At 33.0% G+C, this 16097-nt stretch carries 18 protein-coding genes and 1 pseudogene; 8 read left to right on the top strand and 11 right to left on the bottom strand.

Annotated features, from left to right (window positions below; genetic code table 11):
- Positions 1-76 precede the first annotated feature (76 nt).
- A complete protein-coding gene (locus AB8B65_RS10270; RefSeq protein ID WP_405300879.1) occupies positions 77-478 on the bottom strand; it encodes an alanine-zipper protein in 402 nt (133 codons plus the stop codon).
- 156 nt (positions 479-634) lie between these two features.
- Between AB8B65_RS10270 and AB8B65_RS10265 the strand changes: the two genes are divergently transcribed.
- Positions 635-1924, top strand: coding sequence for a tetratricopeptide repeat protein (locus AB8B65_RS10265; RefSeq protein WP_405300878.1), 1290 nt, complete (start codon positions 635-637; stop codon positions 1922-1924).
- A gap of 50 nt (positions 1925-1974) precedes the next feature.
- On the opposite strand, the gene AB8B65_RS10260 is transcribed toward AB8B65_RS10265, so the two are convergent.
- From AB8B65_RS10260 to AB8B65_RS10215, 10 genes are all read right to left on the bottom strand, one after another.
- Positions 1975-2241, bottom strand: coding sequence for a hypothetical protein (locus AB8B65_RS10260; RefSeq protein ID WP_405300877.1), 267 nt, complete (start codon positions 2239-2241; stop codon positions 1975-1977).
- 171 nt (positions 2242-2412) lie between these two features.
- Positions 2413-4065, bottom strand: coding sequence for a MutS-related protein (locus AB8B65_RS10255; protein WP_405300876.1), 1653 nt, complete (start codon positions 4063-4065; stop codon positions 2413-2415).
- A 76-nt stretch (positions 4066-4141) separates the two neighbouring features.
- Positions 4142-4477: a gamma-glutamylcyclotransferase family protein gene (locus AB8B65_RS10250; RefSeq protein ID WP_405300874.1), complete on the bottom strand. Its 336-nt coding sequence runs from the start codon at positions 4475-4477 to the stop codon at positions 4142-4144.
- A gap of 7 nt (positions 4478-4484) precedes the next feature.
- Positions 4485-4889: a hypothetical protein gene (locus tag AB8B65_RS10245; RefSeq protein ID WP_405300873.1), complete on the bottom strand. Its 405-nt coding sequence runs from the start codon at positions 4887-4889 to the stop codon at positions 4485-4487.
- A 36-nt stretch (positions 4890-4925) separates the two neighbouring features.
- On the bottom strand, positions 4926-5129 hold the full coding sequence (locus AB8B65_RS10240) for a helix-turn-helix domain-containing protein (RefSeq protein WP_405300872.1): 204 nt from the start codon (positions 5127-5129) through the stop codon (positions 4926-4928).
- 1 nt (position 5130) lies between these two features.
- Positions 5131-5652, bottom strand: coding sequence for a DUF2975 domain-containing protein (locus AB8B65_RS10235; RefSeq protein ID WP_405300871.1), 522 nt, complete (start codon positions 5650-5652; stop codon positions 5131-5133).
- Between the two features lie 93 nt (positions 5653-5745).
- Positions 5746-6369 carry a hypothetical protein gene (locus tag AB8B65_RS10230; RefSeq protein WP_405300870.1) on the bottom strand — a complete coding sequence of 208 codons (624 nt, stop codon included), beginning with the start codon at positions 6367-6369 and terminating at the stop codon, positions 5746-5748.
- Between the two features lie 4 nt (positions 6370-6373).
- The gene (locus tag AB8B65_RS10225; RefSeq protein ID WP_405300869.1) at positions 6374-6931 is read right to left on the bottom strand and encodes a hypothetical protein; all 558 of its coding nucleotides are present in this window, start codon (positions 6929-6931) and stop codon (positions 6374-6376) included.
- Positions 6932-7178: 247 nt separating this feature from the next.
- Complete coding sequence (locus AB8B65_RS10220) at positions 7179-7997, bottom strand: hypothetical protein (RefSeq protein ID WP_405300868.1); 819 nt, start codon at positions 7995-7997, stop codon at positions 7179-7181.
- Between the two features lie 43 nt (positions 7998-8040).
- Entirely contained in the window at positions 8041-8403 is a 363-nt protein-coding gene (locus AB8B65_RS10215) for a hypothetical protein (protein ID WP_405300867.1), read from the bottom strand.
- Positions 8404-9026: 623 nt separating this feature from the next.
- On the opposite strand from AB8B65_RS10215, the gene AB8B65_RS10210 reads away from it, so the two are divergent.
- The 7 genes and pseudogenes from AB8B65_RS10210 to AB8B65_RS10180 all read left to right on the top strand — a co-directional run.
- Positions 9027-10130 (top strand): hypothetical protein, encoded by a 1104-nt coding sequence (locus AB8B65_RS10210; RefSeq protein ID WP_405300866.1) that lies wholly within the window; start codon positions 9027-9029, stop codon positions 10128-10130.
- 24 nt (positions 10131-10154) lie between these two features.
- Positions 10155-12113 (top strand): S8 family peptidase, encoded by a 1959-nt coding sequence (locus AB8B65_RS10205; protein ID WP_405300865.1) that lies wholly within the window; start codon positions 10155-10157, stop codon positions 12111-12113.
- A 203-nt stretch (positions 12114-12316) separates the two neighbouring features.
- Positions 12317-12529: a class I lanthipeptide gene (locus AB8B65_RS10200; protein ID WP_405300863.1), complete on the top strand. Its 213-nt coding sequence runs from the start codon at positions 12317-12319 to the stop codon at positions 12527-12529.
- 152 nt (positions 12530-12681) lie between these two features.
- Positions 12682-13578, top strand: a complete 897-nt coding sequence (locus tag AB8B65_RS10195) for a MerR family transcriptional regulator (protein WP_405300862.1) — start codon at positions 12682-12684, stop codon at positions 13576-13578.
- 46 nt (positions 13579-13624) lie between these two features.
- Positions 13625-15109 (top strand): phytoene desaturase family protein, encoded by a 1485-nt coding sequence (locus tag AB8B65_RS10190; RefSeq protein ID WP_405300861.1) that lies wholly within the window; start codon positions 13625-13627, stop codon positions 15107-15109.
- Positions 15093-15932 (top strand): phytoene/squalene synthase family protein, encoded by an 840-nt coding sequence (locus AB8B65_RS10185; protein ID WP_405300860.1) that lies wholly within the window; start codon positions 15093-15095, stop codon positions 15930-15932. Before AB8B65_RS10190 ends, AB8B65_RS10185 begins: the two co-directional genes overlap by 17 nt.
- Before the next feature lie 10 nt (positions 15933-15942).
- Positions 15943-16097 (top strand): annotated as a pseudogene (locus tag AB8B65_RS10180) (beta-carotene hydroxylase); the annotation flags it as partial.

Raw genomic sequence — 16097 nt, 5'->3', positions numbered from 1 at the left:
GTGGGGAACATTTCCTGTATAAAACTAATATTGGAGGATTTGAAGCAATTTGAATCCTCTTTTTTTTTTATTGACTTTAAGGTTTGTTCACTTCAAATACGTTTCCGAAAATTCCAAAAGAAATCATTTTACCTTCTCTGTCGCTTCCTAAACTATCTATCACTGAAAACAAATAATATGACTTATATGCTTTTTTTGCTTCACAAGCTTTGTCTTTATCTATTTTTGTTCTGTTTTTCAAATAATTCAAATGTTCTTTAAATGTGGGATTCGTAGAAAAAGCCAATATTATTATAATAAGCAATCCTAACAACCATGTAGAATTATTACTCTCACCTGCTATACTTCTTGCCCAACTTGCTTTTTCCCTAGCTTCCTCAGCTTCTTTTTTAGTTTGATCTACTTTTTCTTCAATCTGATCTACTTTTTGAATCAAATTTTCTAGTTGTTCTTTTATCGTGGTAGGTTCTTTTTCCATAATATAAATAAAATATTACTTTAAATATACGTTTTTATTTACAATTAATAAATTTCCATAAATGTAACTCGTTCTACAATAGTGTTTTTGATAAACGATTTTTTTTCGGAACAAATTTTGTGCTTCTAATTATAGAAACCGATTAAAATTGAAATTATGAACACAATTCACTCACTAAAAATTACCATTTTATGTGTTTTGAGCAGCTTTCTTTTGAACGCACAAAATAGCTGTAAAGAAACACTCTCGCTTTTTGCGGAGAATGTAAAAACGAAACAATTCGCGGAAGCTTCACCGCAATTAAAATCGCTGCGAGAAAACTGCGCCAAATTCAGTTATGCAATTTATGCATACGGTGAAAAAGTACTAGAACACGAACTTAAACAAGCCTCCGACAAAAAACAAGCTGCCTCTAAATTGATTCAATTGTATAAAGATCGATTGGAATTTTTTCCTGAGAAAACAAAAAAAGGAAGCTTTTTACCAAAAATTGGTGCACTTCTAATGAAATACAAAATTGGCACGATTCCAGCCCAATACAAATGGTTTGACGATGCTTTTACGCAAGACAAAGAACATTTTAGGAATCCGTTGCATTTGTATCATTATTTTGAATTGTATTACGAAATGTATCAATCTGGAACGCACGGAATTTCCCTTGAAAAACTCATAGAAAAACATGAGACTATTAAAGAAAAATTAGCAGTTGAAGAAAAAAGAACTCCCAAAAATAAAGCCGCAATTGAAAAACTCACCAACAATATGAATGTATTGATTGAGAAAGAAGCTACTTGTGAAACCTTGATTCCGATGTTTCAAAAAAAGCTTCCGTCAAACAGAACAAACGTAGATTGGTTGCGAAAAGCTGCTGGACAGTTAGATGCAAAAGGCTGCAAAGAAGATGCGCTGTTTATTGAAATGGTGGAAGCCATTGACGCTGCGGAGCCAAATGCAAAATCAAAATTTTATTTATACCAAATTCATCTTCGTAAAGGCAATTCCGCAAAAGCGCAAAAATATTTAGAAGCCTACTTGACTTTAGAAACTGATGGCGCCAAAAAAGCAGCTTTTTTGAATAAAGAAGGAAAGAAAGCTGAAAAAAAAGGGCAAAAATCAAAAGCGCGTTCATTTTATTTAAGAGCAGCAAAAGCGCATCCAACTTCGGGAAGAGCGTATTTGAATTTGGCACGTTTGTATGGTTCTAGCGCAAACGAATGTGGAACGGACGATTTTACAAAAAGAGCTATTTATTGGAAAGCCGCCGAAACCGCTCGCAAAGCAGGAAATATTGACAGTTCGGTAAAAAGTGAAGCCAATGGTTTAGCAAAAACGTACATGCAATCTGCACCAAGCAAAGCGGATATTTTTGATAGAACCTTTAAGGGCGGTGAAAAGATTCCAATGAAATGTTGGGTTGGCGGAACGGTTACCGTACCCAAATTGTAAAACACATAATGATACTATTTATAAAAGATCAGCGGTTTCGTTGGTCTTTTTTATTTTACAGAAATCGATTTCACTTCTTCTCTATTTACTACAATTTTTCGACCATCTGCGTAATGAATAATCACCCAATGATCATATATTTCTACATACTTCTTTGCTCCTATCGGAATTTGTATGTCGTAACTACAATCGATACTATTTAATTCGTAAAATAGACTTTTATTAGAAACTTGATGCTTGAATGTTTGAGAATATGAGTTTCTTTTTGGAGGTTTTACAGTAGCATTTTCACAACTAAAAAAAATTAGGGATAGCAATAGAAGTAGCGTTGTAATCTTTGAAGATTTTAGCATTCTCTTTTTTGGTCAAATGTACATTTTTATACCTTAATTATATTCCACGCCTACGCGTGAAAAATTAAAATAAAGGTAGCATTTAGGTAGCGTTTTTTTTGTTTTGTTAGAATTTGAAAAAGAAAACCTACAAATCTATGTGTTATTTTCTGACTGTACATACGAAGCATCTAACTTTTTTGAAATTGCCATTGCTTCTTCAATGACTGCCTTTGGATATTGATTCATTTCTAGTATTCGGATCGCGTTTCTATTTTTGAGTTTGCCTTCTTTCAACTTGTAATCAAACGCAACCTTAGTTTCGTTTACAATTTCACTAAAATGATACAACTCGTAATCTTCCGCAAGCATATCTGTCAATTCAATATCGTGCGTAGATACCAATACTTTGTTGTTATTTTTGGCTAAAGCGGACAACACAGCTTTTCCTGCCGAAATACGTTCAACCGTGTTTGTTCCTTTAAATAATTCATCTAACAAAAAGAGATGAACGCCATTTTTTTTACTTTCGTGAATCATTTCTTTGATCGTAATGACTTCTTCAAAGTAATAACTTTTATCATTCATTAAATCATCGCTGATACGAATTGCAGAATAGATTCGCATGCGCGGAAACGACATCGATTTGGCAAAACAGGTATTTATGGTCAATCCGGTAATAACGTTGATTCCGATTGCACGAATAAACGACGTTTTTCCAGACATGTTAGAACCTGTCAATAAGAGTGATTTTTTACGTAAATCTATGCTGTTTGTGATACAGTTTTGAATTAATGGATGGCGAATTTCAGTTGCGTTTACAATATTTTCCGTTGTGATTGTTGGCATGCAAGTTTCCGTAGTTTTTCTCACAGCAGCAATAGAAATCAGCATATCTATATGTCCGACAAACTTAAAAACAGCTTCTATTTCGTTTCTTTTTGTGTTGAGTTTTCTTAGCACTCCAAATAAAAGTAATGGTTCTAATAGAAAAATGATTTTTAAAATTTCAAAAATAAACCAAGCAAAAATTGCGAATTCTCCTTGTAGTTGTACTTCTAATTGAAAGAATGACATTTTGCTTTTTACACCGTTTATCAATCGTATCGACTTAGATAACTCTGGGTTTAATCGTTGTAAACTAGCGTTGTTAAATAGATTTGCTGCTACTGCGTTTAATCGGATTAATTGCGGAATGGAATTTACATATTGTACCAAATTCTTTTTGTTCCAATAGTGTATCAGTAAGTTCACACAAAAAATTCCTGAAAATATACCAAAGAATATAGGTTTGTAAAAAGATAATACCAACGATGTTAAACTTAAAAGACTGAGTATTCTAATTGCGAAAAACCATTTTGGCGGACGTATTTGTTCTTCTTGAAAAAGCGTTCGTACATAATATGCGTCTTTATGATTGAGCTTTTCTAATTTTTTCTGAATGTTGATTCGTATAGTTGAATTTTCAGAAAGTTCTGAGATAATTTCTTCATCTAACTGCGTTTGCGCTTCATTTCGTTCAATAGCTCGCAAATGATTGTACAGGTATTGTTGTCCAATTTTTGAATGTGTTCGATCTAAAAACTGAAACACTTCTTCAAAGTCTAAATCGTTACAGGTTTTGTCTGAAAGTACTTGATGTGCGGATGAATTGTCTTTGTATTGAAAGTATTCCGAAATTAAAGAAAAATTAAAAACAGCCTCTTTTATGGTTCCGAAAGAGGTTTTTAAACGTTCGCCAGCAGATACTTTTTTCCGTGGAAATAACTTTGAAATTATATAGTTGATTTGGAATCGTAGTGTATTCATCATTGTGCAATTAGTGCGCAATTGTTGCGTTTTGTTACATGAAACAGCTATTATATTTTATGCAATATATCAATTGTTACGCTTTCACATAAATCCAACCTTTTTTTCTTGATTGAAACGTGACTTCTATCCTTTTATAGTCTGAAACTTCGTAACGATCTGCCTGTTCTAATTCTTGTTGAGAAATTTGGTATAATGTTCCTAAAATACGGTCGTTTGTATTGTTTGTCTGAATAGCAATTGGATGAAATTTTTCTTCACTAATGGCTAAAACAGCTTCGTCAGTTATTTGTAATTGCTTCAATTTAAAACCAATTAACACCTCTTTTTCTCCAATTAATTTTCGTCCAAAAGATGCCAATTGTACATTTTCGAGTTGAAGCGTTCCGTAAGAGAATAAATAATGTTTCATAAGTGTGTTACTGCAATTGCTTGCAATCTGTTAGTAAGTATGGATAGTTGTTATATGCATAAATTTGTGTGACTTCTTTATTTTCTGGCGCAAAAAAACCTTCAAACATATCCTGTCCATTTACCGTTTTAGCTTTGTAATAGAAGCTTATTTTTTCATCCAAATGCGTTACTTGAAGAAGTTTTAATAGTACTTTTTTATGCACACTTTCTGGAAAACACGTTTTCATTGCAATCCCTTTTTTTACGACAAGTATAGTATCTTTTTGTTTCACATAACTCGCCATAGCATAATTCTGTTCAAATTTTGAAGAGATAATTTGATACGTATCAGTGGTTGGCACCTTTGTGCTTTTACACGAAAATAGTAACAAGCCAAAAACTAAAAAGAAGATTACAAAATAGGATTTCATACAAATTATGGTTTCAAATTTCAAACTATACTACTGTTATTCAACATATTCCAAAATATCGCCAGGCTGACAATCTAATGCGTTGCAAATTGCCATTAAGGTCGAAAAACGAATGGCTTTGGCTTTTCCGTTTTTTAAGATGGATAAGTTAGAAAGTGTTACTGCTACTTTTTCAGAAAGTTCGTTGAGCGACATTTTCCGTTTTGCCATCATCACATCTAAGTGTACTACAATTGCCATATTATACGGTTAATTCGTTTTCGTTTTGCATCACAATTCCTTTTTTAAACAATTGCGCCAATATATATACAATTCCAGCAACGAAAATAAATTCTACTGCAAATGGCTCCGCTTTTATAGTTGCGTATTTAGCGAGTAATTCCACATGTATGTTGTGTACAATTGCCAGAATCCAAACGCCAAAGATTATACTACTTATTTTTTGTAAAATGCTGGCTACTGTTGTGGTAAAAGGTTTTTCTAGGTTGATTTCACTTAACAAACGTGTAGCAAATAAGGCAACATACGCTTGTAATAAATACAGAAAAATATAGTAAAACGTAATGATGGAATAATGCACAAAATTATATTCGAAATAGCGTGATAAATCCATTCCTTTGTATAAATCTTTGGAAGCTTCCGGATTTTGAATACTTACGCCGTACGACATAATAACGGCGCCTGCTTTTATTAACAAACCAATAAATGCAATCCATGCTAAAACGCGCATTGCTTTTAAAATGAATTCGGAAGAAATTTTCATAAACAGTATCTTTTTTTTCAAATATCGATAATTTTTTATTGATAAACAATAAATGTTTATCTTTTATTGATAATTTATATTTTCAATAAATATTTACTTTTTCCAAATATCAAACTGATTTTTGACAGTTTCTAAGATTTCATTTATGTAAATTAATTCGTCAACTTCTGGAAAATGTTTCAAATAACTTTCTGGATTATCGTATGAAAATGTATGTGACTTTTTCCTAATTTCACTTTGTATTTGCACCGTATAAATATGTCCGTCTAAAAATGCAATTCTCTTTGTTGCACTTTCATAGACAAACCTACTTTTTGCGTCACCAACTTTCAATTCTACTCGTTTTTTTCCTCTTTTTTCAAGCTTCCACTGAATTTTGTTTGAACTTGGCAATTCTAAAATATAACTGCGAAGTAAGTTTCTATACACAAATTCCATATCATCAGTTGCAGTCAATTTTTTGCGGGTTGTTTTTAATTCGGCTTGATCTGTAACTTCATTAAAATGTTCAAAAAACTCAGCTTTCCACTTCTCTTTTTTAGTTTTGTACATTCTAAAAGCGGAAGTATAATTTGTAATTCCGCCACCTTTGTACATCCTAATTTCTGTTGGATAGGTTAACGAATCTGATAATTTTAAGTCTTTGTTGATTTTTGAAATATTTTGTGCGTTCATTCCAAAAAAACACAAAAATATAATTGTAAAGTAATAGTTCATTGATTTATAATTTTCGGAGTTTTCTTTTTAATTTTCTATTGTTTGAATGCAAAATAACTACACCACAACTTCCGTTACTTCCAAACAATGCAGTCGCTGTTATTCCTTCTACAACGGTCATGGAATCTATGTTTTTAGCTGTTAATAATTGTAGTTTCTTATCAAGATTTTGTGTCAATTTGTAATTCAATTCATAAACCACATCTTTTACGCTGAGTCTGAAAATCATTTCGCATTCGACAGGAAAAGAAACATATTCTCTATTATTGTCGCTTTTAATACGTCTACGTGGAAAATTATAGCTTGCAGCAGTCTGAATTTCATTTTTTATAGCAACTAATTTTTCTGCAATGGAAGCATCACTTTTTAATAAATTGAGTTGTGCTGTATTTTCAGTTTCAGTTAATTGTTTCTTTTGATGTACCTTTTCTAATTTCAAATTTAAGGAATCATTTAAACGAGCTCGTTCATTAAAAGGCAATACGCCCATATAACACGGTGTGGAAATGGAACTGCAACTTATCAGTAAAAAAACGATGCTTATGTATGTAAAAGGTTTCATTTCGTGTTATTTACAAGTCAAAACTATTACTTGTTGGGATTACATGAAACCATAAATGCGTAAACTACCAATTTAACTTAGGGAACGGACAAATTGATCAACGCAGCATTAAATTCACTGATTAATTGTGCTGTATTTTTTAATTGAATTGTGTCAGAAACTGAATTCCACACGAAGTTGCATGAACTATATCGTACTTGTATTTCCAATAAATAAGAGAAAACTAAAGTGTAAACTGTGCTTTTTTTTAACTTAAAGCTCTGGTAAGTACCGCAGCCAATTCATATTTAAGTTCATCGGAAAAACCTGATAAACCTGGAATGTCATTGTATTCAACAATGTGCAGACTTCCATCTTCTTCTTCTAAAATATCAATGGCAATAATATCTGCTCCAATTGCATTTTGCAACATTTTTAAGTCGTTTACCAATGCTTCTTGCGGTTCAAACTCTTCAAAATCGGTTGTTTCAATATTGGCTTTCCAAAACTTTCCTTTTCGCGACATTGCCCAAACTTTATCATTGATAGCAATATAACGAATGTCGCGAACGTAGTTGATATACGGTTCAATAGTTATGTAATGTTCTGTAACAAATAGTAAATCTTGAATATCTTGCCATTTCCGCTCGTCTTCAACTAAAACTTTACCAAATCCGCCATGATAATTACCTACTTTTACCACAAAAGGGAAATCTGTTTTGATATTTTTTAAATGTGTAGATTTCGTGACTACATCAAAATCAATAACTGCCAAGCCTAATTTTTTAATCGTAGCCAACATCGATAAACGGTCAAATCCTATCTTTAGCGTCTCAGGTGAGTTTACACACGGAATTCCTGCCAACGCAATCAAATCTAAAGCGGTCGTCTGAATTTCCATTGGTTTTATCGCGCCCACGCGCCACAAAATAGCATCTGGTGCTACAACTCCTTCCGCATCAGCCACAAATAATTTTCCAGATTTTAAAATCCAAGAAGTATGCTGAATTGACTTTTGAACTACATTGTATGCAGGTAAAATATCTTTCCAATACTTTTCGCCGTTTACGACTAAAATTGTTTTCATAACACTAAAAATTGTGTGTATTTCTTATAGAAACATCCTTTTATCAAATTCTACGCATATATACTTTTGTCACGTCATCAATATTGATATACAATGTTTTAGCATCAACCCAAGTAACTTTAAAAGTTCCTTCTCCAGGTCGTTTTTCTTCTGAACTTATCGTTAATTCTTTCGTTTTTGCATTGTACTCCCAATTTCCTGTTCGATCGGTAGTAGCAAAAGTATTTCCTCCTTTTAGCGCTCCATCTTCCATAAATTCCATCCAGCGTCCGCTCATTTCTCTTGCTTCTCCATCACCAGATTCCATTTTATACATTTCCCACTTTCCTACGACAGAATCTGATGTTTGAAAAGATAAAAAACTAAAAATTGTTACGACTAAAAGTACTGCTTTTATATGTTTCATTATAATTGATTTTTATATTATTAAAGAAGCTAATATCAGACTTTTCGAGAAAAAAATAGATTTAAAAGCGTATTAATTTATGAAAATACTCAAAAATTGTGTGTTTCGTTATTTTTCATTGATGAATGAAATCGAGAGAATACTTTTGTTGTGTTTTGTTTTCTTCTGATACTTTTCCGTACTTTTACTAAATGCGTTTGTATTTAAAGTATATTTTAATTTTTATAAAAGCTTCTCTAATTTCGCTTCTATTTGGAGCATGTTGGGCGGCTACTTTTTATGGCTTTGATATTTATGCAACTTCACATTTACAGCATTTACGAAAGGATTTCTTTTTTGATATAGCTTTATTCTTTTTAACCGGACTTATCGGTGCTTTTCTTTTTTACTTAATTATGTTACTACTGCGCAAAATTAATGATGCGACTACCAACAAATAATAAAAAGAGCAACTAATCTACTAAGTAACTTTTTCAGCATTTTTTTACACAAACTACTAATAATAAGCATTTTATTCTAAACTAGACTACGTAAAAACGTACAAATAATACGTTTAAAACCTACTTCAAAGGAAGCTTTTTAATGTACATTTAAGTAACCAAAAACCAATAAATTATTTAATTATGAAAAAAACAATTTTCAATCTGTTAATGGCGGGAATCGCTTTATTATCAGTAGATGCTTTACAAGCACAGGTTACTAATTTCGGAACTGGCTCAGGAACTTCTGGTGTCAGATCAACGTATGTCGGATATTTTTCAGGAACATCTGCCAATGCGCCACACAATAGTTTCTTTGGGCATTTTAGCGGGCGCGCAACCACATCGGGAAGTAACAACTCTTACTTTGGGTATGAAGCTGGACGTGATGACAATACGAGCTATAACAACACCTTTATGGGATCTGGCGCAGGAAGATCTAGCAAAGGAAATAACAATACATTTATAGGCGCCTATACAGGAAGAGTTAATACCGGAGGCTACAATACGACTATAGGTAGTGGCGCTGGACAAAATAATGGCTCTGGAGGCGAAAACACATTACTTGGAGCTGCGGCAGGATATTACAATGCAGGAGGACAAGGAAATGTATATGTTGGGAAAAACTCTGGAATTGGATCAAATGGTGCTCCTGGAGGAAATTATAATATAGCCGTTGGTACTGAAAGTGGTCGTGTCATTAAAGACGGAAAGTATAATGTTTATCTAGGATATCGTTCAGGATATAACAATTCTAGCGGAGCAGGAAATGTGTTTATAGGTAAAGATGCTGGATATAGTGAAACTGGAAGTGATAAATTGTATATTGATAACACTATTACGTCAACACCGTTAGTTTATGGTGAGTTTAATCAAAATAAAGTCGGAATCAACACAAATCAATTGCCAAATAGTGTTGGTGGTGCAAATACAAGCGCGTATAGCTTATATGTTAAAGGTGGAATTTTAACGGAAGAAGTTCGTGTGCGTACAGGATGGGCTGATTATGTTTTTGATGCTGATTATGAGTTACTTCCAATCACTGAAGTAGAAAGTTTCATTAAAGAAAACGGGCACTTGCCAAATGTTCCATCAGAAAAACAAGTAGAAGCACAAGGTGTTGAATTGGGTGATATTACACGTATTCAACAAGAAAAAATTGAAGAATTGACATTGTACATCATCAAACTACAAAAACAAGTAGATGCATTATCTGAAAAACTAGACAAAGAAATCAATAAAAAATAAGCGCTATTCTTAAACAATAACATTATGAAAAACTTAACTATATATATACTAAGTTTTCTCTCTTTTGTTTGGTATTCAGGTATAGCCCAAGAAAAAATTGACGAAAATTTACTAGCACAACTCAAAACGAAACAATCAGAAGAACAAGTATCTTTCATTGTGATGCTTTCTGATCAAGTTCCGATTACAGAGTTAAAGAGAAATCAAGAAAATCTCACAAGACAACAATTACATGAACAAGTGGTAACAATGCTGCAAGATAAAGCAGAACGTACGCAAAAAGATTTTATGTCGTACTTGAATATGCGAAAGAAACGTGGCGATATTAGCGACATCAAACCACTTTGGATCATTAATGCTGTACTTGTTAAAGCAAAAGCAAAAACGGTAGCCGAAATAAGTCAGCACAAAGATGTTGCTTTTGTATATTTAGATTATATCATCAATTCTATTTTACCTACCCAAAGAACAACTGCTTCTTCCATAAGTACTTCTGGTATAGAACCAGGTGTTACACTAATCAATGCTGATTGTATGTGGGCACAAGGATATACAGGCGCAGGACGTTTGGTATCACATTTAGATACTGGTGTAGATGCAAATCATCCTGCGTTGACAACAAAATGGCGCGGAAATGCAACTGGTGTTACGCCTGCCGAAGCATGGTTTGATCCGAACGGATTGTCTCCTTCATTTCCTGTCGATTCTGGTTCACATGGTACACACACAATGGGAACGATTCTCGGAAGTACTACTGGAGACATTATTGGAGTTGCCTATGACGCCGAATGGATTTCTGCCGGAGTTATTGATGTTGGCGGAATTAGCAACACCATTTCAAAGGCTTTATTAGCATTTCAATGGACGGCTGATCCTGACGGAAATCCTGCCACAGTAAACGATGTTCCAGATGTAAGCTCAAACTCTTGGGGATTGAGTCCAATATTTGGCCACGTTCCTAATGCATGCGACACTACATTTTGGTCCGTAATTGACAATGTAGAAGCTGCAACTGTAGTCGTAGTTTTTGCTGCTGGAAACGAAGGTGGTTTTGGAAGTAGTTCGTTACGAACACCTTCTGATAGAGCAACAACAGCTTACAATACTTTTTCTGTCGGAGCTTTAGATGCTACAGGAAGTAGTATTGCTTCTTACAGCAGTAGAGGTCCATCAACCTGTACAACCGATCCGCTTTTAGCTATAAAACCAGAAGTTGTAGCGCGTGGATCTTCTGTTAGATCGTCTATTCCTGGTGGAGGATACAGTTCTTTTAACGGGACTTCAATGGCTACACCTCATGTTGCAGGAGCTATTGCTTTGTTACGACAAGTAGATCCGAATGCAACTGTAGATCAAATTAAAGATGCCTTAATGGCGTCAGCAATCGATTTAGGTACCACTGGACAAGATAATAATTACGGGCATGGATTAATTGATGTTTGTGCCGCAGCACAGTTACTTACACCTTGTCCAAGCTCATTAAATATTACAACCAATGTACCATCAGGAACAGATACGCAAGAAGCTTCTAATGATATTACGGCTTCTAATACAATCAGTTCGGGAGCAACTGCAATTTATCATGCAGGAACAGAAGTTGTATTAACACCCGGATTTGACGCATTGAATGGTTCCACATTTAGAGCATATATTGAAGGTTGTACAGGATCATTTGTTAGCAGAAGCGCTGATGACACCGTGGCTTTTATAGAAGAAACTACAGTACAAGATGTTTCTGATGTAAAAGAACAAAAAATGTACATCGCACCAAATCCAAATCAAGGAGCATTTTCTGTCTATTTTGATGAAGAAGAAAGCGGAACATTGCAAATTTTAGACTTTAAAGGTGATCTTGTCAAAACAATCGATTTTGAAAGTACAACCAAGCTTTCTGTAGATATTCAACGTCATTTACAAGGAATGTATTTTGTACAGGTGCGAACCAAATCAAAAACATTTATTGAAAAAGTGATTAAAAAGTAAACTACTATAATTACACAATTACGAAGAAAAGTGGACAATTGTTCACTTTTCTTTTTTTTACAAACAATTAAAAATCAAGCATATAAAACAAATTCAATAATAAAAAAGTTAAATAACTCTGCATTTATAAATACCGACTTACTTTAGTTTTATAGTACTATTTTTCTCTATACATTTAATATGAATTTTAAAAACATATCAACATGAAAAAAAGAAAATTAAACTCATTGAGTCTAAAAAAACAACGTATTTCTTCACTAAATGAATCTATTATTGGAGGAGCAAACAAAACAGATGTATTTACTGTTACATGTGCTAGACCTATTGGAAATTGCACCATAGCACTAACAGTACAACCTTTAGTATGTGCTCTATATTCTTTACAGTATGACTGTAATACATTAGAAAAGTGCTAAATGACACTGAAAATAATTTTACTAAAAGCTATCATTTCTGATAGCTTTTTTATTTATAACAATTCTTAATAACATAAAAGTGTGTTAATAATATAGAATCTGCAAATAAATTTAGTATTTTTGTTTAAGCTATAAAGAAAAAGATTAAACGAATGGATGCTGTTAAAACTAAGTTTAGTATAAAAGATCTTGAAAACTTATCAGGAGTAAAAGCGCATACGATTCGTATTTGGGAAAAAAGATATGATTTATTAGCGCCTGAAAGAACAGATACTAATATACGTACTTACGATTTAAAAAGTTTACAAAAACTTCTTAACATCACATTACTATACAAAAACGGATACAAAATTTCAAAGATTGCACAAATTCCTGAGGATAAAATACATATACTTGTTCGAGAAATTGCAACTGAAAAAAATATTCACAACCAAGCATTGAATTCTTTCAAGTTATCAATGTTGAATTTTGATTATGGCCTTTTCTACAACACTTACAATAAATTATTAGCTGAGAAGTCTTTTCGTGAAATCTTTTACGAAACTTTTATTCCTTTGTTAAATGAGTTAGGTGTATTGTGGCACACTCAAACAATCAATCCTGCTCATGAGCATTTTATTTCTAGTTTAGTTAAACAAAAGATTATTTTAAACACAGAACGTATTCAGTCTTTAGAAAAATCGAATAAGACAAAAACGTTTGTCCTCTACTTACCAGAAAATGAAATCCACGAAATTGGACTTTTATATTTAAACTACGAATTGCAACTAAAAGGATATCATACTATATATCTTGGCCAAACAATTCCGATTGATAGTTTAACAAATGTTCACAACTTTTTTCCAGAACTACATTTTATTTCTTACTTTACGGTCACACCTGCTGAAGACAAGTTAGAAGACTACTTAGAAGAGTTTAATGAACTCATTGGTCTTGAAGAAAATCATTTATGGCTTTTAGGCTACCAAGCGAAGCACATAAAGAACACAAAAAACTTCAAAAACCTCAAAGTTTTCAAGTCAATAGTTGATCTTGTTGAAGAAATCTAAAATCCAATTTTATTTTTGTTTAACTTTTTATTACATTTGTTAAACAATGAAACAAAAGACTATAATTATAGGTTCTGGATTTTCCTCATTATCTGCTTCTTGTTACTTAGCACAAGCGGGATACGACGTTACAATCTTAGAAAAAAATGCAACGGTTGGCGGAAGAGCTAGACAGTTAAAAAAAGAGGGATTTACTTTTGATTTAGGACCTTCTTGGTACTGGATGCCAGATGTATTTGAACGATTTTTTAATGACTTCAATACGAAACCTTCGGAATTTTATCATCTAGAAAAATTAAATCCTGCATACGAAGTATATTTTGGCAAAAATGATTCTATTCGTATTGAAGATACACTCGAAAAAATTTGTGCCGCTTTTGAAGTAGAAGAAAAAGGAAGCAGCGTAAAACTTAAAAAGTTTATCGCAAACGCAGAAGACAATTATAATGTCGCGATTAAAGATTTGGTCTATAAACCAGGCGTTTCTCCTTTAGAATTAGTCAACACGAAAACAATTAAAAAGATTGGTCAATTTTTTAGCAACATTAAACGCGATGTTCGCAAAGAGTTTAAAAATGACCGATTGATCAAAATATTAGAATTTCCAGTATTATTTTTAGGCGCGAAACCAAGTGATACACCTTCTTTTTATAGTTTTATGAATTATGCTGATTTCGGATTGGGAACTTGGCATCCTAACGGCGGAATGTACAGCATTATTCAAGCAATGGAAACCTTAGCAAAACGTTTGGGCGTTACCATTAAAACAAATGAAAATGTAGTAAAGATTGCTGTTGAAGGAAAAGAAGCCAAAAAAGTGATTACTGAAAATGGCGAGTATGAAGGTGATATTGTTCTTTCTGGTGCAGATTATCATCATTCAGAAACGTTATTAGACACAAAATACCGTCAATACTCAGAAAATTACTGGGACAAAAAAACATTTGCGCCTTCTTCACTCCTATTTTATGTAGGATTTGACAAAAAGATTAAAAACGTATCACATCATACCTTATTTTTTGATGTAGATTTTGATGCGCATGCACATGTAATTTACGACAAAGCATCTTGGCCAAAAGAACCTTTATTTTATGCAAACTTTCCATCTATGACAGATCCGAAAGCAGCTCCAGAAGGAAAAGAAGGTGGATTTTTCTTAATTCCGATCGCGCCAGGACTCGAAGACACACAAGCGCTTCGCGATCAGTACTTTGATATCATTATGGACAGATTTCAAGAAATTACGCAACAAAATATATTAAATCATGTTATCTTTAAAGAGTCCTTTTGTGTAAATGACTTTGTAAAAGAGTACAATTCTTATAAAGGAAATGCTTATGGAATGGCAAATACGCTGCTTCAAACTGCATTTTTAAGACCCAATTTGAAAAGTAAAAAAGTAACAAACTTATATTTTACTGGACAATTAACCGTTCCTGGCCCTGGAGTTCCTCCAGCATTGATTTCTGGGAAGTTGGTAGCCGAATTAATCACCAAACATCAACCAAATACTCATGAAAGCACTATTTGATTCTGTTTCTTACAATTGCAGTACGCTTGTTACAAAATCGTACAGCACGTCTTTTTCACTTGCAACAAAAATGTTGTCGACATCTATTCGTCAAGATATTTATAATATTTATGGCTTTGTGCGATTTGCAGATGAAATTGTAGATTCTTTCCATGAGTATGATAAAGAATTTTTACTCGATAAGTTTCAAGCTGATTGGGATTCCGCTTTGGAACATAAAATAAGTTTGAATCCAATTTTAAATTCGTTTCAACACACAGTTCACAAATACGACATTCCCATACACTTGGTAGATGCTTTTATGAAAAGTATGCGTCAAGATTTGGACAAAAAAGTATATTTAACCAACGAAGAATATCAAGAATATATCTACGGTTCGGCAGATGTAGTTGGATTAATGTGCTTAAAAGTGTTTGTTAAAGGTGATGAAAATAAATACGAAGAATTAAAATCTTCTGCCATGTCACTAGGTTCTGCTTTTCAGAAAGTGAATTTTTTACGTGATTTAAAAGCGGATTATGAAGATTTAGATCGAACGTACTTTCCAGATGCCGATTTAAAAAATTTAGACGAAGCTTCTAAACAAAAAATCATTGAAGAAATTGAAAACGATTTCAGACTTGGTTTGGAAGGAATTGCTAAATTGCCACTAGAAGCAAAATTTGGCGTATTTACTGCGTATAAATACTATTCTAAGCTCTTACACAAACTAAAACGCACACCATCGGTTAAAATTAAAAACGCACGAATTCGCATTCCAAATTATCAAAAAATGGCGTTATTAGCGAAGTCGTATGTAAATTATCAGTTAAACTTGATATAAATAATAAACAATGAATACCTTTATTTGGATAACTACTTTTTTTGCAACTTTTTGTCTTATGGAATTTATGGCGTGGGCAACGCATAAGTACGTAATGCACGGTTTTTTATGGTCGTTACACAAAGATCATCATCACAAAGATCACGATTCGTGGTTTGAGCGCAA

It is taken from the genome of Kordia sp. (assembly GCF_045105435.1).
Lineage (GTDB): Bacteria > Bacteroidota > Bacteroidia > Flavobacteriales > Flavobacteriaceae > Kordia.
Note: the sequence above shows the minus strand (reverse complement) of the source record. Positions and strands in the feature narration are given on the sequence as shown.